General features: G+C 69.2%; 20 protein-coding genes and 1 pseudogene. 11 read left to right on the top strand and 10 right to left on the bottom strand.

Annotated elements, in window-relative coordinates:
* Window positions 1-188: 188 nt before the first annotated feature.
* Window positions 189-1,175, bottom strand: coding sequence for a helix-turn-helix transcriptional regulator (locus tag ACIHCQ_RS00945; protein ID WP_399656466.1), 987 nt, complete (start codon window positions 1,173-1,175; stop codon window positions 189-191).
* Window positions 1,176-1,519: 344 nt separating this feature from the next.
* Between ACIHCQ_RS00945 and ACIHCQ_RS00940 the strand changes: the two genes are divergently transcribed.
* On the top strand, window positions 1,520-1,840 hold the full coding sequence (locus ACIHCQ_RS00940) for a (2Fe-2S)-binding protein (protein ID WP_399656464.1): 321 nt from the start codon (window positions 1,520-1,522) through the stop codon (window positions 1,838-1,840).
* A gap of 138 nt (window positions 1,841-1,978) precedes the next feature.
* On the opposite strand, the gene ACIHCQ_RS00935 is transcribed toward ACIHCQ_RS00940, so the two are convergent.
* Window positions 1,979-2,395: a pyridoxamine 5'-phosphate oxidase family protein gene (locus ACIHCQ_RS00935; protein ID WP_399656462.1), complete on the bottom strand. Its 417-nt coding sequence runs from the start codon at window positions 2,393-2,395 to the stop codon at window positions 1,979-1,981.
* A 107-nt stretch (window positions 2,396-2,502) separates the two neighbouring features.
* On the opposite strand from ACIHCQ_RS00935, the gene clpB reads away from it, so the two are divergent.
* The gene (clpB, locus tag ACIHCQ_RS00930; RefSeq protein ID WP_399656460.1) at window positions 2,503-5,088 is read left to right on the top strand and encodes an ATP-dependent chaperone ClpB; all 2,586 of its coding nucleotides are present in this window, start codon (window positions 2,503-2,505) and stop codon (window positions 5,086-5,088) included.
* A gap of 369 nt (window positions 5,089-5,457) precedes the next feature.
* Window positions 5,458-6,009 (top strand): YbjN domain-containing protein, encoded by a 552-nt coding sequence (locus tag ACIHCQ_RS00925; RefSeq protein ID WP_399656458.1) that lies wholly within the window; start codon window positions 5,458-5,460, stop codon window positions 6,007-6,009.
* A 23-nt stretch (window positions 6,010-6,032) separates the two neighbouring features.
* Here ACIHCQ_RS00925 and ACIHCQ_RS00920 read toward each other — a convergent pair whose 3' ends face one another.
* Both ACIHCQ_RS00920 and ACIHCQ_RS00915 read right to left on the bottom strand, forming a co-directional pair.
* Window positions 6,033-7,166: a hypothetical protein gene (locus tag ACIHCQ_RS00920; protein ID WP_399656456.1), complete on the bottom strand. Its 1,134-nt coding sequence runs from the start codon at window positions 7,164-7,166 to the stop codon at window positions 6,033-6,035.
* Between the two features lie 178 nt (window positions 7,167-7,344).
* Window positions 7,345-7,800: pseudogene (locus ACIHCQ_RS00915) on the bottom strand (aminotransferase class I/II-fold pyridoxal phosphate-dependent enzyme); the annotation flags it as partial.
* A gap of 23 nt (window positions 7,801-7,823) precedes the next feature.
* Here ACIHCQ_RS00915 and ACIHCQ_RS00910 point away from each other — a divergent pair.
* The 8 genes from ACIHCQ_RS00910 to ACIHCQ_RS00875 all read left to right on the top strand — a co-directional run bounded on the left by ACIHCQ_RS00910 (window position 7,824) and on the right by ACIHCQ_RS00875 (window position 15,728).
* Window positions 7,824-9,266 (top strand): recombinase family protein, encoded by a 1,443-nt coding sequence (locus ACIHCQ_RS00910; protein WP_399656454.1) that lies wholly within the window; start codon window positions 7,824-7,826, stop codon window positions 9,264-9,266.
* Window positions 9,267-9,443: 177 nt separating this feature from the next.
* Window positions 9,444-9,647: a hypothetical protein gene (locus tag ACIHCQ_RS00905; protein WP_399656452.1), complete on the top strand. Its 204-nt coding sequence runs from the start codon at window positions 9,444-9,446 to the stop codon at window positions 9,645-9,647.
* Window positions 9,648-10,068: 421 nt separating this feature from the next.
* Window positions 10,069-10,887, top strand: coding sequence for a helix-turn-helix domain-containing protein (locus tag ACIHCQ_RS00900; RefSeq protein ID WP_399656450.1), 819 nt, complete (start codon window positions 10,069-10,071; stop codon window positions 10,885-10,887).
* A 9-nt stretch (window positions 10,888-10,896) separates the two neighbouring features.
* Complete coding sequence (locus ACIHCQ_RS00895; RefSeq protein WP_399656448.1) at window positions 10,897-11,586, top strand: hypothetical protein; 690 nt, start codon at window positions 10,897-10,899, stop codon at window positions 11,584-11,586.
* Window positions 11,583-12,923, top strand: coding sequence for a hypothetical protein (locus tag ACIHCQ_RS00890; protein WP_399656446.1), 1,341 nt, complete (start codon window positions 11,583-11,585; stop codon window positions 12,921-12,923). Before ACIHCQ_RS00895 ends, ACIHCQ_RS00890 begins: the two co-directional genes overlap by 4 nt.
* Before the next feature lie 49 nt (window positions 12,924-12,972).
* The gene (locus tag ACIHCQ_RS00885) at window positions 12,973-13,572 is read left to right on the top strand and encodes a mobilization protein (protein WP_399656445.1); all 600 of its coding nucleotides are present in this window, start codon (window positions 12,973-12,975) and stop codon (window positions 13,570-13,572) included.
* A 15-nt stretch (window positions 13,573-13,587) separates the two neighbouring features.
* Window positions 13,588-15,327 carry a relaxase/mobilization nuclease domain-containing protein gene (locus ACIHCQ_RS00880; RefSeq protein WP_399656443.1) on the top strand — a complete coding sequence of 580 codons (1,740 nt, stop codon included), beginning with the start codon at window positions 13,588-13,590 and terminating at the stop codon, window positions 15,325-15,327.
* Window positions 15,328-15,434: 107 nt separating this feature from the next.
* A complete protein-coding gene (locus tag ACIHCQ_RS00875; RefSeq protein ID WP_399656441.1) occupies window positions 15,435-15,728 on the top strand; it encodes a hypothetical protein in 294 nt (97 codons plus the stop codon).
* Between the two features lie 252 nt (window positions 15,729-15,980).
* On the opposite strand, the gene ACIHCQ_RS00870 is transcribed toward ACIHCQ_RS00875, so the two are convergent.
* From ACIHCQ_RS00870 to ACIHCQ_RS00845, 6 genes are all read right to left on the bottom strand, one after another.
* Window positions 15,981-16,805, bottom strand: a complete 825-nt coding sequence (locus ACIHCQ_RS00870; RefSeq protein WP_399656439.1) for a DUF317 domain-containing protein — start codon at window positions 16,803-16,805, stop codon at window positions 15,981-15,983.
* A gap of 343 nt (window positions 16,806-17,148) precedes the next feature.
* Window positions 17,149-17,487 carry a DUF317 domain-containing protein gene (locus tag ACIHCQ_RS00865; protein WP_399657536.1) on the bottom strand — a complete coding sequence of 113 codons (339 nt, stop codon included), beginning with the start codon at window positions 17,485-17,487 and terminating at the stop codon, window positions 17,149-17,151.
* Window positions 17,488-17,817: 330 nt separating this feature from the next.
* The gene (locus ACIHCQ_RS00860) at window positions 17,818-18,030 is read right to left on the bottom strand and encodes a hypothetical protein (RefSeq protein WP_399657533.1); all 213 of its coding nucleotides are present in this window, start codon (window positions 18,028-18,030) and stop codon (window positions 17,818-17,820) included.
* Between the two features lie 146 nt (window positions 18,031-18,176).
* Entirely contained in the window at window positions 18,177-18,887 is a 711-nt protein-coding gene (locus tag ACIHCQ_RS00855) for a restriction endonuclease (RefSeq protein WP_399656437.1), read from the bottom strand.
* Window positions 18,888-19,236: 349 nt separating this feature from the next.
* Window positions 19,237-20,766, bottom strand: coding sequence for an amino acid permease (locus ACIHCQ_RS00850; RefSeq protein ID WP_399656435.1), 1,530 nt, complete (start codon window positions 20,764-20,766; stop codon window positions 19,237-19,239).
* Window positions 20,767-20,808: 42 nt separating this feature from the next.
* The gene (locus ACIHCQ_RS00845; protein ID WP_399656433.1) at window positions 20,809-21,738 is read right to left on the bottom strand and encodes a hypothetical protein; all 930 of its coding nucleotides are present in this window, start codon (window positions 21,736-21,738) and stop codon (window positions 20,809-20,811) included.
* Between the last annotated feature and the right edge of the window lie 429 nt (window positions 21,739-22,167).

Here is a 22,167-nt window from a genome sequence, read left to right as displayed (position 1 = left end):
GGTGTTTTTCGGCGTGACCGTGCGGGGTCAGCGGCGGTGGGCGTCCGTACGGGCGGATCTGGACTGCGCACGTGCAACAGGGGCCTGTGGGCCCGGTGGGGTAGCGATGCTGACACTACGTACGGGGGTGTGCATAGGGTTCCCTGTGCCCCGGCGTGTCGGCGGCGGACGCCGGGGCGGGACACCGCTCAGTCCTCGTGCTCCAGGATTCCCGACTGCGCGATGAGATAGCCGAGCTGGGCCCGGCTGCCGCTGCCGAGCGCGGAGCCCAGCTTGGCGATGTGCGCGCGACAGGTACGGACGTTCATGCCGAGGCGGCGGGCGATCGCCTCGTCCACATGCCCCTCGACCAGCAGCTTGGCGATCGAGCGCTGCACGCCCGTGATGCCGTCCGGCTGGGGCCGGTAGGAGATCTGCTCCTCCCACGCGATGCCGTGCAGCCAGAACTGCTCGAAGACGCCGACGAGATACTCGACAATGCCCTTGTGACGCAGTTCGAGGGCGGACAGCCGGTCGCCGCTGCTCGCCGGGATGAAGGCCACCTTCCGGTCCACGATGATCAGCCGGTCGATGATCTCTTCGAGCGTGCGCACCTCGACGCCGGACGGGCCGACCTGCTCCATATAGGAGAGAGTGGCCGGGTGGTGACGGGCCGTGTGCTGGTAGAGCGTCCGCATCCGTACGCCCCGGGAGATCAGCGGTTCCACGCGGCGCAACGCCTGTTCCAGGAACTGTGGTTGTCGCCCGCTGCCGGGCTGCACCGTGAGAAGCTCCTCCGAGCATGCTGCGGTGGCTTGGTCGAGGCTTGTGTTGATTCGGTTGAGGCCCTCCAGGACGGTGATCCCCTGTGGCACGGTGGAGTTCTGATCGGTGAACGCCAGGAATGGCTCAAGGGCGCCGGTGAGTGCGACGGTCCGTCGTCGCCGCTCCTGGATCTCGCGCTCAATGGGGTGTATCAGCTGTGCCAGCGCAGTGGTGGGTGGGACCGGTCGGAGCCACTGGGCGTCGTCGGGGTCCGGGTGCAACAAGGCAAGATCGAAGAGGCAAGGCGTGTGTTCCGCTTCTGACCGGGCTATTCGCCCGGTCCGAAGAGCGGTGATGTAGAGCAGCTTCCCCGCTTCACACAGCTCGCTGTCGGCATGAGGGTGTCCCGTTTCGCCCCCTGTTGATGGCATCTGTACCCCCTCAGGCTCCTGCATTACAGGAACATGATGCCTGCCCTCGCTGGTGCAAGCGTTCGGAGTGAGACATCGTCTTATGCGCGGGGGAGGAGGAATGATCAAAAGAGGTGGAGATCACCCATGTCTAGGACGCTTCGTGCTCTTTGTGCTCTTGCCATAGCGGCGGCGGCCACGCTTGGTGCGGTGGCTTCCGGTGGGCCCTCTGGAGGTGGTTCTCCTGTCGTTGCGACGATGGCGAGCCCCTTGGAGCCTTCGTGGGGTCCCGGCAGTCCTGTGGACCTTGTGGAGGCGCCGACAGGTGAGCTCTCCGGAGACGCTGCTGCTACCCGCACAAGCGCATGACCGTTCCACCGGACGACCGGGTCTTCCGGCGTGAGATGGCTACGGCATACCGATCGGGGTGGCATTTCATCGACCTCGTCACGGCGATCCCCCACCGTGGCGATTCGTTGATGGTCACTCTCTTCGGCGAGCCGATTGTCGTGGCACGCGAGGAGGACGAGGACGTCCGTGCGTATCGGTGCCTTCGCCGGCCCCGTGGCGCTCCACAGCCCGTCGGCTGTGCCATTCGGTACGGCATGATTTTCGTCAATCTCGACCAGCGGGATCAACAGCTGGCCGAGCCCGAGACCACCACCGCCACCCCCCGCAGTGCTTGAGCGGTTCCCCCGTCGTTACAGATCGCTCAAGCACTTCCCCCACACAGCGGCGCCATCGTGGACCTGAAACACGATGGCGCCGCTGTGCATTTCCCGTACGCGTGTCCCGTACGCGTGTCGATTCCGTACGCGTGCCGGTCAGCCGCGCCCGAGCGCCCGGTCGAGGGTGATCTCGATGAGCACCCGGTCCGGGTTGGGCCCCGGCGTGCGCTCGTAGCGCTCCGCGTAACGCCGTACCGCGTCCGCGATGAGGCCAGGTTCCGTCCGTACGGTCGCGCGGCCCTCCAGGGTCGCCCAGCGCCCCCTGTGGACCTGACACACGGCCACGCGCGCCCCGCCCGACTCGCCTCGCGGGTCCGCCGCCAGGATGTTGGCGACCTTCCTGCTGCCCTTGTTGGTGATGATGCGGGCGAGCCCGGCCTCAGGGTCGTACGTCACACCTACCGGTACGACGTGCGGACTGCCGTCCGGGCGCTGTGTAGTGAGCGTGCACAGATGGTATTCACGCCAGAACGCGAGGTATTCGGGGCTGGGATTGCGTACATCGATGGCCATGTTCCGTAGGGTAGCGTGGCCCTTGAGTGGAGTAGACTCAACTTTGTGCAGTCAATGCAGTGAATCAGTCCAGTGAATTCAGTGCAGCAAGGAGGAGAGACCGCACCGTGGACGCCGAGCTGACGAACAAGAGCCGGGATGCGCTCAACGCCGCCACCAGCCGGGCGGTGTCCCAGGGGCATCCCGATCTGACCCCCGCACACCTGCTGCTCGCGCTGCTCGCCGGCGCGGAGAACGAGAACATCACCGACTTGCTGGCCGCCGTGGACGCGGACCAGGCCACCGTACGGTCCGGGGCGGAGCGGCTGCTCGCCGCGCAGCCCAGCGTGACCGGGTCCACGGTCGCGCCGCCGCAGCCCAACCGGGAGCTGCTCGCCGTCATCGCCGACGCCGGGCAGCGGGCCAAGGAGCTCGGGGACGACTATCTCTCCACCGAGCATCTGCTCATCGGCATCGCCGCCAAGGGCGGGCGGAGCGGTGAGGTGCTGGCCGAGCACGGGGCCACGGCGAAGAAACTGCTGGACGCGTTCGAGAAGACAAGGGGAGGGCGCCGGGTGACCACCCCCGACCCTGAGGGGCAGTACAAAGCACTGGAGAAGTTCGGCACGGACTTCACCGCCGCGGCCCGCGAGGGCAGGCTCGACCCGGTCATCGGCCGGGACCAGGAGATCCGGCGGGTGGTGCAGGTCCTGTCCCGTCGTACGAAGAACAACCCCGTGCTCATCGGGGAGCCGGGCGTCGGCAAGACCGCGGTCGTCGAAGGGCTCGCGCAGCGCATCGTGAAGGGGGACGTGCCCGAGTCGCTGAAGAACAAGCGGCTGGTGTCACTGGACCTCGGGGCGATGGTCGCGGGCGCGAAGTACCGCGGTGAGTTCGAGGAGCGGCTCAAGACCGTACTGTCCGAGATCAAGTCCAGCGACGGCCAGATCATCACGTTCATCGACGAGCTGCACACCGTCGTGGGCGCGGGCGCGGGCGGCGACTCGTCCATGGACGCGGGCAACATGCTCAAGCCGATGCTGGCGCGCGGCGAGCTGCGCATGGTCGGCGCGACGACGCTGGACGAGTACCGGGAGCGGATCGAGAAGGACGCGGCGCTGGAGCGGCGCTTCCAGCAGGTGCTGGTCGCCGAGCCCAATGTCGAGGACACGATCGCGATCCTGCGCGGGCTCAAGGGCCGCTACGAGGCGCACCACAAGGTGCAGATCGCGGACGCGGCGCTGGTGGCCGCGGCGACGCTCTCCGACCGGTACATCACCTCGCGCTTCCTGCCCGACAAGGCGATCGACCTGGTGGACGAGGCCGCGTCCCGGCTCCGGATGGAGATCGACTCCTCGCCGCTGGAGATCGACGAGCTGCAGCGCGCCGTCGACCGGCTGCGGATGGAGGAGCTCGCTCTCAAGAACGAGTCCGACCCCGCGTCCAAGCAGCGCCTGGAGAAGCTGCGCCGCGACCTCGCCGACAAGGAGGAGGAGCTGCGCGGCCTCACCGCCCGCTGGGAGAAGGAGAAGCAGGGCCTCAACCGCGTGGGCGAGCTGAAGGAGAAGCTGGACGAACTGCGCGGCCAGGCGGAGCGGGCGCAGCGCGACGGCGACTTCGACACCGCCTCCAAGCTGCTGTACGGGGAGATCCCCGGTCTTGAGCGGGAGCTGGAGGAGGCGGCGGAGGCCGAGCAGGAGGCCGCGAAGGACACCATGGTCAAGGAGGAGGTCGGCCCCGACGACATCGCGGAGGTCGTCGGCTCCTGGACCGGCATCCCGACGGGACGGCTGCTCGAAGGGGAGACGCAGAAGCTGCTGCGCATGGAGGACGGGATCGGCCGGCGGCTGATCGGCCAGAGTGAGGCGGTACGGGCGGTCTCCGACGCGGTACGGCGCTCCCGCGCGGGCATTTCGGACCCGGACCGGCCCACCGGCTCGTTCCTCTTCCTCGGCCCGACGGGCGTCGGCAAGACGGAGCTGGCCAAGGCGCTCGCGGACTTCCTGTTCGACGACGAGCGGGCGATGGTCCGCATCGACATGAGCGAGTACGGCGAGAAGTACTCCGTCGCGCGGCTGATCGGCGCGCCGCCCGGTTACGTCGGGTACGAGGAGGGCGGCCAGCTGACGGAGGCGGTGCGGCGGCGGCCGTACAGCGTGATCCTCCTGGACGAGGTGGAGAAGGCGCATCCCGAGGTCTTCGACGTGCTGCTCCAGGTCCTGGACGACGGGCGCCTGACGGACGGCCAGGGCCGGACGGTGGACTTCCGCAACACGATTCTGGTGCTGACCTCGAACCTGGGCAGCCAGTATCTGGTGGAGCCGCTCACCTCGGAAGAGGTCAAGAGGCAGCAGGTCCTGGAGCTCGTACGGAAGTCGTTCAAGCCGGAGTTCCTCAACCGGCTGGACGATGTGGTGGTCTTCTCGCCGCTGGACAAGGACGAACTGGCGCGCATCGCGAAGCTCCAGATCGAGCGCCTGGCGAAGCGGCTCGCGGAGCGCCGGCTGACGCTCGAGGTGACGCCCGAGGCGCTGCACTGGCTGGCGGAAGAGGGCAACGACCCGGCGTACGGGGCACGTCCGCTGCGGCGCCTGGTGCAGACGGCGATCGGCGACCGCCTGGCCAAGGAAATCCTGGCGGGCGAGATCAACGACGGCGACACGGTGAGGGTGGACAAGCTGGACACGGGGGGCCTGATGGTGGGCCGCGCGTAGGGCGCGCTTGCGCCTCGGGCGCGGTGGGGGCGCGGGTCCTGCTGTGCGGGTCCTGGCCGCCCGGGCCGGGGTGGGGGAACAACCCCCGATCACCCCGCAACGCCCCGCACCGTCACGGCGACGCGGCGTGAAGCCGCACGGAGGGAGCCGCGGGTTGCCCCCTTACGAACCTCCCGCCAGGGGGTCTGGGGGCGCAGCCCCCAGTTACGGGAAAGGGCGGGGTGGGGGAAAACCAACTCCCGCCACCCGACGCGCCGCCCCCCGCCCCTTCCGCTCGCAGCGGATCCCGCGGATCCGCCCCGCCCGGGTTGCCACCCCCCGCCGCCCATGGGAGAGGATGGCCGCAACCCGTACGAAGGGAAATACACGGTGACCATCGATCCGTCCTCGATTCCGAATTTCGGGGGCCAGCCACAGCCTCAGGCCGCAGGACCGGCGGGCCCCGTCGTTCCCGACCAGGACCTGGTCAAGCAGCTCCTCGACCAGATGGAGCTGAAGTACGTCGTTGACGACGAGGGTGACCTCGCCGCCCCGTGGGAGGAATTCCGCACGTACTTCATGTTCCGCGGCGAAGAGGACCAGCGCGTCTTCTCGGTACGGACCTTCTATGACCGTCCGCACGCCGTCGAAGACAAGCAGAAGATCCTCGACGCGATCGACGACTGGAACCGCCGCACCCTGTGGCCCAAGGTCTACACGCACATGCACGACGAAGAGGACGGCCCCACCACGGTCCGCCTCATCGGCGAGGCGCAGATGCTCATCGGCACGGGCGTCAACCTGGAGCACTTCGTGTCCTCCACGGTCAGCTGGGTCCGCGCCTCGATCGAGTTCGACAAGTGGCTGGTGGAGCAGTTCGGCCTGGAGCCGTCGGAAACGGACGCGGAGGCGGACGAGAAGCCCGCCGACGACGAGGCCTGAGCCACCGACTGCAACGCCACCGACTACAACGCCATCGGCGACACCGTCAGCAGATACGTCCCGTAGGCGAACGACAGCCCGGCCAGGGCGACGGTCACCGCGACCGCCGCCCCCGGCCGGGCTTTTGTCAGCACCCGGGCCAACGGCACCAGCAACGGAAACGCAGGCAGCAGAAACCGCGGCTTGGACTCGAAGAAGCCCGAGCCCCCGATCGTGATCAGCACCAGCACCGCCGTGTAGACGAGCAGCGCCACCGGCGGCCTCCCCAGCGCGAACAGCGCGAACAGCAGCACCCCCGCCGCCACGATCAGCAGCGCCATCGTCAGCACGAACAGCGTCGGCCGCGTCAGCATGTCCCGCACCGCCCGCAGCGCCCCCACCCCGAAGTCGAACCGCGAGGTCCAGCCGCGCTGTACCGCGAAGTACCCGCCCAGCGGATCGCCCATGCGGAAGCCGACGTACAGGACGTAGCCCGACCAGCCCAGCGGGGCCAGCGCCGCGCCCGTCCACAGTCGCCACCCCGGGCGCGCGGACCGCCGGTACGCCGCGACGACCTCGTACGCCGTCACCGCCAGCACCGCCGCCGCCACCGCGATCCCGTTCGGCCGGGAGAGCCCGGCCAGCGCGGCCAGCGCGCCCGCCCACACCCAGCGCCGGGTGAGTACCGCGTACAGCGACCAGGCCGCGAAGGCCGTGAGCAGCGGCTCGGTGTACGCCATCGACAGCACGATCGAGTGCGGCAGCAGGCCCCACAGCAGGACCACCAGGGTCGCGGTACGCCGCCCGTGCAGCCGTTCCACGACCGCGTAGATCCCCCACGCGGCCATGCCCGCCGCCGCCCACGACAGCAGCAGCCCCGCCGTGCCGGCGGTCACCGGCACCGCGGCCGTCGCCGCCCGCACCAGCCCCGGGTAGAGCGGGAAGAACGCCAGATCGTTCTGGACGATGCCGTCGGGCCAGCGCAGCACGCGGCCGTAGCCGTGCGCGGCGATCAGCATGTACCAGTCGGAGTCCCAGGCGCGGGCCAGGAGCATCCGCGGCGAGCGTCCGATGTGCCAGGCCCAGCCCGCCATCATCAGCAGCCCGGTCAGCCGCGCCACCGCGAACAGGCCCAGTGCGGGGGCGGCCCTCAGCAGCATGGCGCGCCAGCGGGGCACGGGCCGGGAATCCGCCGCCGTTGCGCTGGGACAAGTCTCGGCGGTCAGGGTGCACCTCCGGGCGCGCAGGGGGTCGGTCCATCCGACCATGAGCGGCCCGGGCCGCCCGCGCGAGCGTTGTACGGCCGATCAGGTCGATATTTGCCCCGGTCGGCCGAAGCGAGGCGATGGGCTCCCCTCAGCCCACGAGCCTCTTGAGTCCCTTGAGCTCCTTGAGCCGGGCCACCGCCTCCAGCAACACGGACTCGCGCTTGCAGAACGCGAACCGCACGAACGGCGCCCCCTCCTCGCGCCGGTCGTAGAAGACCGCGTTCGGGATGGCCACGACCCCGCACCGCTCGGGCAGCGCCCGGCAGAACGCGAAGCCGTCGTTCTCCCCGACGGAACGGATGTCGGTCGTGACGAAGTACGTGCCCGCCGGCCGGTAGACCTCGAACCCCGCGTCCGCCAGCCCCCCGCACAGCAGATCCCGCTTGGCCCGCAGATCGTCGCGCACCCCGTCGTAGTACGCGTCCGGCAGCCGCAGCGCCTCGGCGATCGCGTACTGGAACGGTCCCGCCGACACGAACGTCAGGAACTGCTTGGCCGTACGGACCGCCGCGACCAGCTCCGGGTTCGCCGTCACCCAGGCCACGCCTTGTTCGTACACTCATTCGCGTGTCGCGTAACAAGCCCACCACGGGTATCTCCAGCACCGCCGGTGAGCCGGCCGCCATCTACTGCCGCATATCCCAGGCGGACGACGACGACCAGACCGGCGTCGACCGCCAGGAGCGCATCTGCCGCGAGATCGCCGACCGGCGTGGCCTCGTCATCGATCCCGCCCATGTCTTCGTGGACAACAGCCGCTCGGCCTGGAGCCGCAAGCGGAAGCGGCCGGGGTGGGACCGCCTGCTTGAGGACGCCCGGAACTGTGGATTCCGGCACATCCTCGCCTACCACCCTGACCGGCTCATGCGGCAGCCCCGGGATTTGGAGGAACTGCTCCAGGTCTCCGACGACCACGCCATCACGCTCCACGGCGAGGCGAACCGGCGAGACCTCTCCGACCCCGACGACCGCTTCATCCTCCGCATCGAGGTCGCGCACGCCTGCCGCTCCTCGGACGACACCTCACGGCGGCTGAAGTCCGCGATGCAGGACCGGGCGCGGGAAGGCAAGCCGCAGGGCGGCGTGAGGCGGTTCGGCTACACCAAGGACGGGATGACGATCGTCGAGGAGGAGGCCGAAATCGTCCGGGAGGTCTTCGACCGCTACCTCAAAGGCGCGGGGGCGGCACCCATCGCGAAGGACCTGCACAGCCGGGGCATCCGCACGGCCGGCGGCAAGGCATGGAACAGCGGCACCGTCCGTGCGCTGCTCGACTCCCGGCACGTCGCCGGAATCCGCATGCATCAGGGCGAGGAGGTCGGCCCCGGCACCTGGCCCGCGATCATCGACGCAGGCGTGTGGGCGGAGGTGCGGACGCGGCGCGAGTACCGGTCGGCGGTGCACCGGGAGGCGCTCAGCACGCCCGCGCAGCGCTACTACCTGCTGCGCGGCCTGGTGATGTGCGGGCGGTGCGGGACGCTGATGTCCGGTACGGCCAAGGGCACCGGGCCGGTCTACCAGTGCAATCGCCGGGGCCGGAACGACGAGAAGAAGTGCACCCGGTCGATCATGGCTCAGACGCTGGAGGGCTTCGTCGGCGACGCCGCGGTCGAACTGCTCGGCAAGCTGCGGGTGGATGGCCGACTCTCCAGCAGCAACCTCTCCGAGAGCGTGAGCGAGGAGCTGGAGGACGACCAGCGGCAGCTCGGCGAACTGAATCAGATGTGGACCGCGAAGGAGATCTCCACGGCGGAGTACCGCAAGATGCGCAAGGAGATCACCGACCGGATCGCCAAGGCACAGCGCAAGGTCGTCGTCCGGCCGATGGTGCTTCTCGACGGCCTTACGGGCGCGGGCGCGCGGGCCGCCTGGGAGGCCGAGGACATGACGGATGAGCGGCGCAACGCGGTGCTGCGGTTCCTCTTCTCCGGGATCGTCATCGACGAGCCGAAGAAGTACGGCCGGTACATGGACTGGGACAGGATCAGCGTCGAGCAGAACCCGCTGTAGCGGGTCGGGGCCACTGGAATCCGATCTGCCGGCCGAGGCGATGCGCGGCGCAACATAGCCGACGATCGCCGGTTACCCAAACCGGCGATTCTCCGGACCATTGACGTTCCCAGCCGACCCGTCGGCCCTCGCCATACGCAGGCGGGCCGCCGACCGGAAGCCGCCCCGAGGACGTCCATGCTCCAATGCCAGACAGAACCCGCCGTCATTCAGCCCGTCATCGCCCCCGAGGGAGCCCGCGCCGTTCGCCGGAGGGTGGACTCGGCGCGGGACGCCGCTCTCCAGCGCGTGTGCGCGGGGTTCACGACGACGATCAGCCCACAGAGCGCCGCGCGGCTCGCGGACCTGCTCTCCACCGCGACCTATGCCCAGGCAGCCTGACCAGAACCGGAGTAACCGCCCCGTCCCGCCAGCGGGTTTGAGGGCGTCCGGCACATGGCCGACATCAGCTCGCGGGGCAGCCTGGCAGTCGCCCTCAGCCGGCATCAGCGCGCCGGCCTACGGCTTCGAAACGGCACCCAGGACGCGTTCGCCGTGAGCTGTGTGGTTTCGACGGCCGAACACTGGATCTTCGCGCGTGGGTGTGGCTGTGTTGGTGCTGCGCCCGGAGTACCGGCCCGGGGGACAGAACCGCACGCCAGGACTGAGGAGTCCCCTGCGACCGGGCCCCGTCGAACCCGCGCCCTCGCGACCCTGAACGACACGTCCGGCACCGGGGACCGCGCGCCCCACTTCCATCCAGTGCACTGCCCGACGAGGGCGTGCCCGCCCCCGCCTGCCCTGATCAAGGAGCCGCCACCCGATGAGCTACGACGCCCGCGAGTGGGTGTGGGACCACAGCAGTAGCAAGGGCACCGCCCGCATGGTCCTCGCCCTGATCGCCGACCGGTGCCGTGATCGCAACTGCATCGCGTACGCCTCCGTGCCCGCCCTCATGAAGCGCGCGAACGCCTCCCGTACGGCCGTGCGCGACGCCCTCACGAAGCTGATCGCCAGCGGGGAGCTGGTACAGCTCGTGGGTCGCAAGGGACCGCGCGGAGAGACGTACTACCACCTCCCGATCGCCGTCTCCTTCCTCGCCGACCAAGCCGCCAAGGGGGATCGGATTCCGACCCTCGGCGGGCCGGAATCCGACCCTGCCGACACCTTCGAAGGGAGGCCGGATAACGACCCCGGGGGGCGGATTCCGACCCCTGAGGGGACCGGATTGCGGCCTTCCGAGGGCACGGATTCCGACCCCCAGAACCATAGAGAACCGAAGGTGAACGGTAAGAGCAGCAGCTCTGCCTTCCCCATCACCGCAGTCGAGTGGGAGATCGACGACGCCACCCGAACCTGGCTGGGGCACCACGGGCACCTCGCCCGACTCGGTGAGCACGGCCTGCGGGCGGCTGACGAGAAGTGGCGCACCTACCGGGCGACGTGGGCGCCTCGCCCCGCCACCGCGTGGGGCGCCGACTGGCGCACATGGATCGCCCGGGAACGCACTACCGCCCCGGAGCGGCCGAACCTGTACGCCCTGCCCGGCGGTGCCGGCCCACTCGCAGGAGGCATGACCCGCGCCGAGGCACACACCGCCGCCCTCCTCGCAGCCCTCGACGAACCGACAGGAATGGAGTAACCCACCCCCTTGGAACGCCGCGAAGTCGCCGCCGTCCTCGCCTACACCGGCCGCCTGGACCCCCGCACGATCCGTACCGCCCCAGGTGAGGCCCGCGACCAGCTCGCCCAATGGCACGAACTGCTCCACGACGTACCCTTCGTCACGGACCACGGCTGGGACGTCCGCGAGGCGATACGGGCACACGTCCTCGACTCGCCCTACCCGATCCTCCCCGTGGACGTCGCGCGCGCGTGGCGCAGGTGCCGCCGGGATCGCCTCGATCGGCACACCGACCCCACGCCAACCGCGGACCCGGACGACCTGGTCGCGTGGCGAGCCGAGTTGCTCGGTACCCGGCAGGCCGTGGCCACGGGAATGGTCGCGCCCTCGACGCACCGACAGATCACCAGCAGTGAACCGCACTCCGATGTGGAGGCCCGCCTGCGCGCCATCGGGTCGTGTATCCCACCGGCAGTGCGCGCCGACTTGGTCGGCTACCGGCCGGCCCGCGCCGCCCGCGAAGCTTCCATCGCGGAAGGACGCCCTGACGCCCTCAGCGTCCCGTGCCAGTGGTGTCACGCCGACAGGGGCGAACCCTGCCGCAGCCGACGCGTGGGCCCCGACAGCCGTGCCCGGGGCAGCACGCCCCGCGCCACGCCCCACCCGTCGCGCCTTGACCTCGCCGCCGCGGAACTCACCCGACAGGGAGCCGCATGACCTTCCCCGACTTCCTGCCGCTCTCCGCTTCCTCCCTCGAACCTTCGCCCCTGCTCGCGATCGCCACGGTCTTGCTCGCCGTCACCACGATGCTGGCCGGAGGGCTCATTTGGCGAAGCCGCGCACGTACCGGTGGCAGGCGGCAGGGCACTCCCGCGGTCAAGGTCGCGGCCCTGGCCGCAGTCGGCTGCACCGCCTACAGCGCGGACACGAGCTGGCGCTTCGCCGCCGACTACCTGGACATGGGCAGCATCGTCGAGCGCGCCTTCATGTTCGCCACCGCCGAGCTGGCCCTGTTCGCCACTGCGCTGATGGCACGCCAGAACCTCAACGGGCCCGCACGCGCGCCGGGCGTGCCTGGTGCCCTGGTGTGGGTGATCACCGGGGTGCAGATCATCCCCGCCTACGCCGAGTTCGGTCTTGTCGGCGGCACCGTGCGTGCCTTCATCGGCCCGGTCATGGCAGCGATGTTGTGGCACCTGGCCATGGGCATCGAACTGCGCCACCGCACGCCTCAGGCCGCCTCGCATGGTCTGGCCGCCGTCCTCGTCCGGCAGGCGCGCGAACGGCTGCTGGCCCGGCTGGGCATAGCCGACCAGGACGCGGACGCCGCTCGGCTCATCCGTGAGCGCGCCCTGAGTGAAGCCGTCACCCTGATCATCCGTGCCGAAGCGATGACCGACCGGCAGCGCGGCAAGCTGCGAGGCCGACGCATGTCCCATCGCCTGCACGAGGCGCTGGAGCGGGCCGATGTCGACGGGGACCCGCTCCAGGACGAGCTGCTGCTGCGCAAGCTCGCCACCCGCAAGCAAGCTCTCGACCTCGCCGCCATCACGCTCCCCCCGCGCTGGCACGCCCCGGCCTCGAACGGCTCCGGCAGTTCCGGGCAGACACGTGCGCGATCCAGCTCTGGGAAGCGGGCAAAGGCGCCGGGCGCCCTGTCCGCCGTGGCTTCGGGCGACGACGACGTTCACCGGGCAGCTCGCCCGGAACCCGCCCACCCTGAACTCGGCAACCGTCCCCGCCCGAGTACGGAGCGCCCGCAACGACCCAGCCCCACATCCGTCAGCCCGGAATCGGTAGCGGGCGGTGGAGCCGGAGCTGATCCGGGCGAAGCCACGAAGCCGAAGCAGCCAGGACGAAAGCCCGAATTGCCGTGGGACGTCCTCGTCACATACGCCCATCGCGTCCAGCAGGAGACCGGGCGCCTGTCACGCGACCGCCTGGAGGACGCGGTACGTGCTGACGGCCACAGCATCGCCAGCGACCGCGCCGCCGAGGTCACCCGCGCTGTCAAGGCGGAGCTGAAGACCGCTCGCGCCGAGCATCCCAACTGACAGAGACCGTGGCGGCTGTTTACGCCTCCGCACTTCGAGAAAGGTCCTGATGCACGAGCACCTCACCTCCGCGCCCACCGACCGGCAGCAGGAACGCCCCACCCCAGCCAACAGCGGAGCAAGTTGGAGGTTCGGACACTCCCCAGGGGGAGCGTCCGAACCCGACCCCGCCCCAGGGGTGGCGGGGGCCGACCAGCGCCAGGGGGCGCCGGGCGGAAGGGCTGCGACCGAGGGCGGATCGCAGCCAAGTACGGCCGTCCGCAAGCGACGGTCCAAGGGGAAATCGCGTCCGCGTGACAAGAAGCAGCGCCCCGCCCAGAGCGTCCGCCTCAGCGAACGCGAACACACCGTCATCCAGGCCGGCGCCGACGCCGTCGGCATGAGCGTCGCCGGGTTCCTCGCCCACTCCGCCATGGCTGCCGCCCGCGACCAGACCCGCACCGCCGCAACCATCGCCGCCGACCACGACGTCCTCACCGAGCTGTTTGCCACCGGCCGAAAACTCGGCTGGGCCGGCAGCAACCTCAACCAGATGACCAAGACCCTCAACTCCGGTGGCGATATCGCCCGCATCGAGGAAGCCCTCACCGACGTCCGCCGCGCGGCCGCCGCCACCAGGGCGGCCGTCGAGCGGATCAACAACCGCTAGAAAGAACGAGACCGCTTGATCCCCCGTATCCACAAGCAAGGCAGCAGCACCCGCGGGCTGCTCAACTACCTCTACGGCAAGGGCACCCGCGAGGAGCACGTCGACCCGCACCTGGTCGCCTCCTTCGACTACATGGCACCCGACCCCGGCCGCGACCCCTCCGCGACGAAGGAAGATCTTCAGCGGCTTCTCGATCAGCCACTGCACCTCCTCGACGAAGACCAGCGGCCCGACCAGCACGTGTGGCACTGCTCCGTACGCGCCGCGGGCAGCGACCGCATCCTGAGCGACGAGGAGTGGGGCGACATCGCCCGTCGCATCGTGGCCGCCACCGGCATAGACCCCGGCGGTGCAGACAGCGCCGGGTGCCGGTGGGCCGCCGTCCGCCACGCCGACGACCACATCCACATCATCGCCACCCTCGTACGCGAGGACGGCCGCCGCCCCGACCACCACCGCTCCGGCCAACGCGCACAGGCCGCAGCCCGCCTCATCGAAGCCGACTACGACCTGCACCGCGTCACCCCTGGCGACGGCACCGCGGCCAAACGCCCCACCAGCGCCGAGCGCCACAAAGCCGAACGGCAAGGGCGGGAGCGTACGGCGCGGGAGACGCTGCGCGAGACTGTGCGCGGCGCGTCGGCCGGCGCTGCCTCCACGGATGAGTTCTTCGACCGTCTGGCCGCCGACGGTCTGCTGATCCGCAAGCGGATCGCACCCTCAGGTGACCTGCTCGGCTACAAGGTCGCGCTGCCTGGCGACCGCAACAAGGACGACGAGCCGGTCTTCTATGCCGGCTCCACACTCGCCCCCGACCTGTCCCTGCCCCGCATCCGCAAACGCTGGTCCCTCCAGGCAACGGCGGCCACCGAGGGCGGCTCCGAGACGGCCCAGCCCACCCTGCCGCCGGTCACCCATCCCGCGTTCGCTCGGCGCCGGGCTGCCGCCGCTACCTGGCAGGCTCTGTTGATCATTGATCACGGCGACGACGGCATGGCAGCAGCCCAGATCGCCGCAGCAGGGGAGGTCCTGGACGCGCTCGCCAAGACCTCTGCTGCCCACACCCGCGCTGAACTCCGGCAGGCGGCCTTCGTGTTCGAGCGGGCCAGCCGCTCCCACGTGCGTGCCGTACGCGGGCATGACCGCGCCCTGCGGCAGGCTGCCCACGATCTCGTCCACAGCGGACCCGCCCTCGGCCGCGGCGAAGACGGGGCCACCACGGCGATGGTCATCGACATGGCCATCTTCCTTGCCATCACCGCGGCGAACTGGCACGCCAAAAGGCACCACAGCCAGCAGGCAGTCGCAGCCGAGCAAGCCGCCGAGCATCTGCGCGCCGCCTACCAGGCCGCCGCAGCCCACCCCCTCGCGGTCCTCCGCCAGCGATGCCAGCGTCTGGCACCGCGGATCCGGCAGCGGCAAGCCGATCTCCTGCACCAGGCGCTGCCGGAGCTCGCCGAACGAATCCAGGCGGAGCCCGGCTGGCCCGCCCTGGCCGCCACCCTCGCCGACGCCCAGCAGGCAGGCCACGACCCGGCCGCACTGATCGCCGAAGCCACCCGACGTCGCGAGCTCGACACCGCCGCCTCCATCAGCGACGTCCTCGTCTGGCGCCTGCGCCGCAGCGCCCACCTGCCGGCCGCACCCGAAAACCCCCAGGTCACATCCGCCCGAGACGGTCGGCGCACCCCGACCCCATCCCCCGCCACACCACCGGCAGCCAGGGCAGCGAACCACTCCAGCCGTCGGCCCTGACCAGGAAAGCGGGCGCAACATAGCCGACGATCGCCGGTTAGCCCAACCGGCGATTCTCCAGACCATTGATGTACCCCAACCGATTCCGCGAGGAGCACCACGCCCATATGGCCAATCCCGACATCAACCCCTACGTTTTCGCCCTTCTCTACGACTCGGACTTCAAACGCCGAGACGATACCGGCACGTGGTCCCACCTCGACGGACGCCCGTTCAGTAAGGAGGAACAGGCTCTCGCTTTCAGGGCAACCCTCGCCGAATTCGAGGAGCTGAGTGCGCAGTTCACGCGGTATCGGAATTACACGCAGGGGCTCACGAGCAAGGACGAACAGGCCGAGTTCGATCGCCCGTTCGCCCTCGCTGACGAACGGGTGCGTCCCTTCACCGCCAACACCTTCTGACGAAGGGCCGCGTCACTTATTGACCAAGGCGAAGAGATGGCCTGACCGGAGTGCTTCCCGGCCGCGGCGATCGGTGCCAAAAAAGATCAAATGAGCACCATCTCTCAGCGGTGCCCCCGAGCTGGACACAGCATCCAGCACTGACACGGGCCCCCGCCCCGGTAACCGCCCGCCACACACAGAAGCTGTCTGAGCAGCGCGAAGCCGGGCCTCCCGAACGGGAGGCCCGGCTTCATAGCGCGGGAGTACTGCTCAGCTGGCAGGGGCGCCCAGGAGCCGGTCCCGAGTGCTCTCCGGCAGCACCCGGCGTAGAACCGGTGCGGTGGAGCTGAGCGAGGAAGCGAACGCGGCAACAAGGCCGTGCGGCACGCTGGCACTGAACGACGCGGCCCACAAGTACGAGGAACCCATGCCGAGTTCAGCCCACGCCTGCCAGCCCGTCGCACCTGGCTCTTCCGCCCTGGCAGTCAGAGCGCGGGGATCGGAGTCCTGAATGAGGGGTGGGACCTCACCGAAGCTGAGATGGGAGGTGAAGGTGGGGTGCATCGCCACCGAGTCGGGCTGGTCGACGTCGCGGATCCAGCCATGCTCCGCGACAACGTCCATAACGAGCTCGGGAGCCATGAGCGCCGTGGAGGGTTGGTCGCGGGCGTCGAGCGCGAGGAGAAAGTCGCAGAGGACCTCACCCGGGATGCCGGGGGTGAAGTAGGCCGACCACCGCGCAAGCGGGCTGTCTGGGTGCTCGCGGGCGGAAATCTGCCAGGCGATCGGCAGATCGCCCAGGTGGAACGGCTCATCCGGCAGGACCCATTGGGCCCACCGGAGGGTGTCGGGGCTGATGTGGAGGACGGTGCTGCGCACGACCTGCCGGTCCTCCAGTGCCTCGTTGGGCTCCTGCCGTCCGCGGACGATCACGAGGCTCGTCCAGCCGAGGCCGGCGAGCGTGTCAGCGACGGCATCGTAGAGACGTCCGTCATCACCGGCCAAGTGCCGCGGACCGACCCAGTACGCAGGCAGGGCACCCCGGTTCGGGGTCGACGGGTCGAGCAGAGGGTCGGGATACAGGAGCGCCTCCAAGGGCTGGGTGCGGATCTACTTGCCGCCGGCAACGCGGCGAGGGCGGCGCGGCGGCGCTTGGATGGGAGCCTGCCGGTTCAATGCGACGGCCGCCTCGGGCGGCAGGGACCCGGCCGACGACCTGTGTCGCGAGGTGGGCCATGTGAAACAGGTTCATCAACAGCCGCAGGGGTGCAGCACGGTCGCATACGGCTAGGCAGTCAACGATGTCACCGACGGTCATTCCCGAGGACTCTGGGGAATCGTCATTGCTCCGGGCAGCGGCTGACGGACGCAAAGTACCGCCCAGTTCGGTGAGCGAGGGGGTTGTCAGCACCGAGTCAGACGACACCGGCTGGCGTACTCATCGAGGACGGGTGGCTTCCAGCACGCGCGCCACAGCGGCGGCGACGATATCGGCCGGCGTCTCGGTGCCGAAGGAAATGCTGTACCCAGGCACCGTCGCGGTACCGGTGACGGCGATCTTCCACCCTTCGCTGTCGGTCCCCGGACGGCCGAGCGGAGACCAGCCCAAGTAGAAGCGGCCGTCCTTCGAATTGACGTGCACGTCGGCGCGGTCGTCCACAACCATGTGGAAATCCTCGGCGGAGAACTGATCCATCACGAGCGTGGGCTGGCCTGGGCCAAGCTGCCAGTCGCGCACTTTCAGGGCCTTGACGGTGGTGGAGAAACCGGGGCTCATGGATGCCACGGTCACGGCGATCACCTCTCTGACCTGGGGTTCCGGAAGGTCGTCTACGTTGGCATCCCTCTGCACCCGCTGGCCAGTCTTTCGCGACTCTTTCCTGTCTGCCCCCGGCGAACTGGGGCACGGGCTAGTTTCGGTGCCTGCAGGTCGTGGGCGCGGAACAGGACGGCGTGCTCGACGCCCATGGCCTTGCCGCTCATCGCGGTGAACTTCGGGATGAAGTCCTCGGGGGCAGGGTGGTCCGGGAGCACGGCCAGGTACCCGGGTGGGACTCCGGCCGAAGGATGGCGGGGCATTCGCCGGGGGCGGGGACCTGGGAGCTGCTCACGGGCTGTCGGACTGCGAGACGCTGTCCGCGAGCTGGCCCACGACGTTGACGACTCCCTGGCCAAAGCTGGTTGGGGCGATCAGCACGCCGAACACCAGCACAATGAGCACAGTCAACCTCTCGTCCACCCGACTTCGGGCCTGCGTACGTCGACGCAGTCGCACGATGATGATGAGGGCCAGCAGAACTGCCACATTGATTGTCAGAATCACCCGGCTACTCCTCCCAGCAGACAAAACTCCACGGCGTTACCGGTAGTTGGCGACAGAGCGTTCCTGCGAGGCTGGCTCTGTCGAGCGCGCGAGACTGGTGGCCCAACCAGGGCCCCGTCCTGCCCACTCGTGTGGCGCACGGGTCAGGACAGGGCCTTCGGTCGACGTGGAGGAGGGATGCGGTCCAGCAGGTCCCACAGAGGTCGTGATCCTGCGGCCCACTCGCCGAGTACGCGGCGGTCGACGAGGTGGATGCGCTGTTCTCTGCCCCAGGGGATGGCCTTGGAGGAGAAACGGCCGTTGGTGAGGACAACCGCGACGTCCGCTCCATGGACCTGCCGGGCAGTGCCGTTGACCTGCTGCAGCACGCCGACGCCGACGGCCGAGCCGCGGTCCCCGTCGCGGCGGTGCTTGCACTGGATCGCCCAGACCCGGCCGGCCGGATCGGTGGCCCGTACGTCGCAGGCGTCGTCGCCGGCACCGCCGATCCGCTCAGCAGTACAGCCGTCCCGGCGCATCAAGTCCCGTATGGCGAACTCGAATGCGCGGTGGTCCAGGGCGTCTATCTCGGCGATTCTCAGCCGCAGGGCCTGGGCACGGACGCGCTGCCACTCGACCCGCTGTCGGACCTGCTGGATCCAGAAGCCACCCGCGACCGATGCGATCACGGCCGCGAGGGCGAGGAGCCACCAGTGGACGAGCAGCCACTGCACGGCGGCGGCCACCAGTCCAACAGCGACGAATCCGCCAACCAGCAGGGCAACCTGCTCGTCCTGCTTCTTGGAACGGCGGACCGGACGGCGGACCGGACGGCGCCGGACGGGCCGTCGCCGCGCCGGGTGACGGCGGCTCACAGGGCCACATCCGACTGATCCCTGGCGGTGGGAGCGGGCCGGCACAGTGGCGGGGCCTTTGCTTCACCGCCGAACGCGCTGTCGTCCTTCGAGGCTCCCCGTATGTGCGTCGGCACCTGTATCACCATGAAAGAACGCCCCCTCAGTCCAAGTCCATTCGCCTATCCCTGCACAGGTCGTATGAGAGCACGCGCCACTGACATAACGTCACCGAACGATCACTGAAGGCGATGGGTTTTCGGTCAGTGGCCCCTCACACCGAGGCGCCCGTGGGCAAGCGGCCTGCACGTTTAGTGGCTCGACCGACCAGCTTTCAGCCGTTTCCACCCCCTGGGGACGGTGCCGCGATCTACGGCCGAGCGGCCTCCCTTCCGTGCGTGCGTTCGCGCTCCAGACTCGAGTTGCGCGGATGGGCAGGATTGAGGAACCACCTCCGGGCCGAGGCGAACCACCAAGTGCCGCAGAACGCGACGACGACGCCAACCGCGACCGGTGCGTAGTTGAAGGTCTTTGCGGTGATCGGCGAGGTCTGCGGCAACATGAACAGCACCGTGATCACCATGACCCACGCGACGGCGATTGTGCCGACGACGGTGGACCATGAGCCGAGGTGCCAAGGTCCGCGCTCGAACTGGTCCCCCTGGCGCAGCCGGAGGAACGTGGGGATCGCGTAGGCGATGTAGAGGCCAATAGTCGCAATTGAGGTGACAGCCGCGTAGGCAGTGCTGTTCCACAGGTAGGGCAGGCCGAGGACGAAGGCCCCGCCAGTGGCGAGCCAGACGGCGTTGGTGGGGGTGCGGGTGGCGGAGTTGAGCTTGTGCCACGTGGTCGAGAAGGGCAGTGCGCCGTCGCGGGAAAAGGCATAGATCATGCGGGAGTTGGCAGTCACAGACGCCATCCCGCAGAAGAGCTGGGCAACGATGACAACGAGGAGGAGCCACTTGCCGGCAGCCGCGCCGAGCGCGTCCATGAGGATCTGCGCCGGCGGTACCCCAGTGTCGGTGTCGAGGGCGCCCGCGTAGGACTGGATGGCGTAGGTGAAGCCGAAGAGGAGGACGAATCCGGCCGCGAGGGAGACGAGGATCGAGCGGACGATTCCCTTGGGGCCGGCCGTGGAGGCGTCGATGATCTCCTCGGTCATGTGGGCCGAGGCGTCGTAGCCGGTGAAGGTGTACTGCGCCATCAGGAGGCCCAGGAGCACCACGTAGATGCTCGACGAGAAGCCGGTGTTGTTGACGAACTCGCCGAACACGAAGTGGGTCGACTGATGGTGGCCGGGGACGAGCACCAGGGCGCCGCAGATGACGATGACGCCGAGGATGTGCCACCAGATGGACACCTCGTTGAGCAGGGCGACGATGCGCACGCCGAAGGTGTTCAGGACGCCGTGCAGGACCAGGATGATCCCGAACAGCGTGATGGTGTGGCCGGGCGTGGCGGCGTAGCGGAATTGGAGATCGAGAAGGGCGTTGAGGAAGGTGGCGGCACCGAAGTCGATGCCCGCGGTGACCGCTATCTGGCCGAGGGTGTTGAACCAGCCGGTGAACCACGCCCACGCCGCTGCCGTGCGCTTGGGAGCCATGCGGTGCGCCCAGAAGTACAGGCCCGCGCTGGTGGGGTAGGAGGAGCAGACCTCGGCCATCGACAGCCCGACGAAGAGCGTCATGACGCCGACGAGCAGCCAGCCCCACATGATCACCGCAGGCCCACCGGTGTTCATGCCGTAGCCGTAGAGCGTCATGCAGCCGGACAGGATGGAGATGATCGTGAAGCTGACGCCGAAGTTCGCTCGGCCGGACATTGAGCGGGAGAGCGTCTGCTGGTAGCCGAGTTGTTTCAGGCGCTCCTCATCGGAGACACGGGAGACATCGAGAGGCACAGGATTTCCGTCCTTCACAGGTGAGAGGGGTGGTGCGGGATTTCAATGGCGTCGGTGCCGTGGCGGGCTGTAGGCCCAGGCGCGGTGCCGGAGAAACAGTTCGTGGTGCTGTCCGCAGTAGGACCAGGGGACATGCGTGGCGTAGGGGCCGATCGCGTCGAAGACCTCCAGGGCCTTGCTGTGGCGGTTCGCGAACGACAGGGCATGGGCCAGGTAGTTGGCGTCGTCGGCGAAGCAGGCGTGGGGGCTCGGTGCGCGGTAGCGCCACCAGCGCTCCAGCACCTGGCCGATCTGCGGACATTCGACCCAGGGGTGGATTGTCAGTCCGTATGCATGCCGGTCCTGCTCTTGGCGGGACCGGTGCGCCTCGGCAAGGACGACAAGAGGCAGGACCGCGATGGGCAAACCTCTGGGGGCGATGGATGCCTGCTCCTCGGCCCACCAGGCAGCCTCGCCTTGCGCGCCGTGGCAGCGGGGCAGCAAGTACGTGGCGACCTCGTGGTGCGCCTCGCGGTTCCAGGGGTCGCGTTGCTTGATCTCCTCCCACACGCGGCCAAGGGTGTTTCGGTTGGGAGCGTGGGTGCGCAGCAGCGCGAGCATGACGACGAGAGGGGCAACGTCCTGCGGCCACACGTCCAGCGTGGTGCGGCAGGTGGCCCAGGCGTCCTCCATCAGTGCCCGGCCTGGGTCGCGTCCGGCGATCATGGCGCGCAGCGCCTGGACGTTCGCGAGGAGGGCGAGGGCGTGCGGTGAGCGTGGCTCAGCCTCAGCCCAGGTATCGGCGAACCTGAGCCGTGCTCCGGCTTCGGCGAGGACCTGAAGCCGAAAGATCCGGCGGTCCCAGTCCGGGCCGGTAGAGGTCAGCAGGTCGCGTGGGCCTTCCCACCGCCCCATGGAGGCGTCCTCCAGGACCTGCCGCAGCGCCCTGTCATCCCGCGCCGGATGCGTGTCGAGGGGTTGTCTGGTTCTCATCACCCCTCGCCCCTGGCCATGCCCGATAGCCATGGCTGTCGACCCGCCGGGCCTTGCGCTTGCGCCCCACAGCCCCGGCACCCCACACGCTGGCGGCCAGGCTGATTCCCGACTCCTAAGCTCTCGATCAGGGCCACCGTGTGGCGTTTCTTGATTGCGGGGGCGTCCGCGGTGTCCGTATCCTTCGGGCAACGCGTCGATGGAGACGAGTAGCCAGGGATCACGTGAGTTGAGAGAGCCGCCGGTAGCTGGAAAGGCGGTCTCGCGCCCCGAGGCGAAGACCCTCCTGAGCGCGGGGAGGAACGACCCCGCCTGGTGGTCCAATGCCCCGCCGGTCGGCCCCCGTCATCGGGCCCGAATGAGGCCGTCACCTGGTGGCGGCGAAAGTGCGGTGGTACCGCGAGTTGCCCTTCTCGCCCGCACTCCCAA

The sequence above is a fragment of the Streptomyces sp. NPDC052236 genome (genome assembly GCF_044548015.1).
Classification (GTDB): Bacteria; Actinomycetota; Actinomycetes; order Streptomycetales; family Streptomycetaceae; genus Streptomyces.
This window is presented reverse-complemented; position numbering and strand designations above follow the sequence as displayed.

Coding starts and splice junctions, on each gene's coding strand:
- ACIHCQ_RS00945 (WP_399656466.1), bottom strand. CDS start 1,175: ATGCCATCAACAGGGGGCGAAACGGGACACCCTCATGCCGACAGCGAG.
- ACIHCQ_RS00940 (WP_399656464.1), top strand. CDS start 1,520: ATGACCGTTCCACCGGACGACCGGGTCTTCCGGCGTGAGATGGCTACG.
- ACIHCQ_RS00935 (WP_399656462.1), bottom strand. CDS start 2,395: ATGGCCATCGATGTACGCAATCCCAGCCCCGAATACCTCGCGTTCTGG.
- ACIHCQ_RS00905 (WP_399656452.1), top strand. CDS start 9,444: ATGCTCCAATGCCAGACAGAACCCGCCGTCATTCAGCCCGTCATCGCC.
- ACIHCQ_RS00900 (WP_399656450.1), top strand. CDS start 10,069: ATGAGCTACGACGCCCGCGAGTGGGTGTGGGACCACAGCAGTAGCAAG.
- ACIHCQ_RS00890 (WP_399656446.1), top strand. CDS start 11,583: ATGACCTTCCCCGACTTCCTGCCGCTCTCCGCTTCCTCCCTCGAACCT.
- ACIHCQ_RS00885 (WP_399656445.1), top strand. CDS start 12,973: ATGCACGAGCACCTCACCTCCGCGCCCACCGACCGGCAGCAGGAACGC.
- ACIHCQ_RS00875 (WP_399656441.1), top strand. CDS start 15,435: ATGGCCAATCCCGACATCAACCCCTACGTTTTCGCCCTTCTCTACGAC.
- ACIHCQ_RS00865 (WP_399657536.1), bottom strand. CDS start 17,487: ATGAGCCCCGGTTTCTCCACCACCGTCAAGGCCCTGAAAGTGCGCGAC.
- ACIHCQ_RS00845 (WP_399656433.1), bottom strand. CDS start 21,738: ATGAGAACCAGACAACCCCTCGACACGCATCCGGCGCGGGATGACAGG.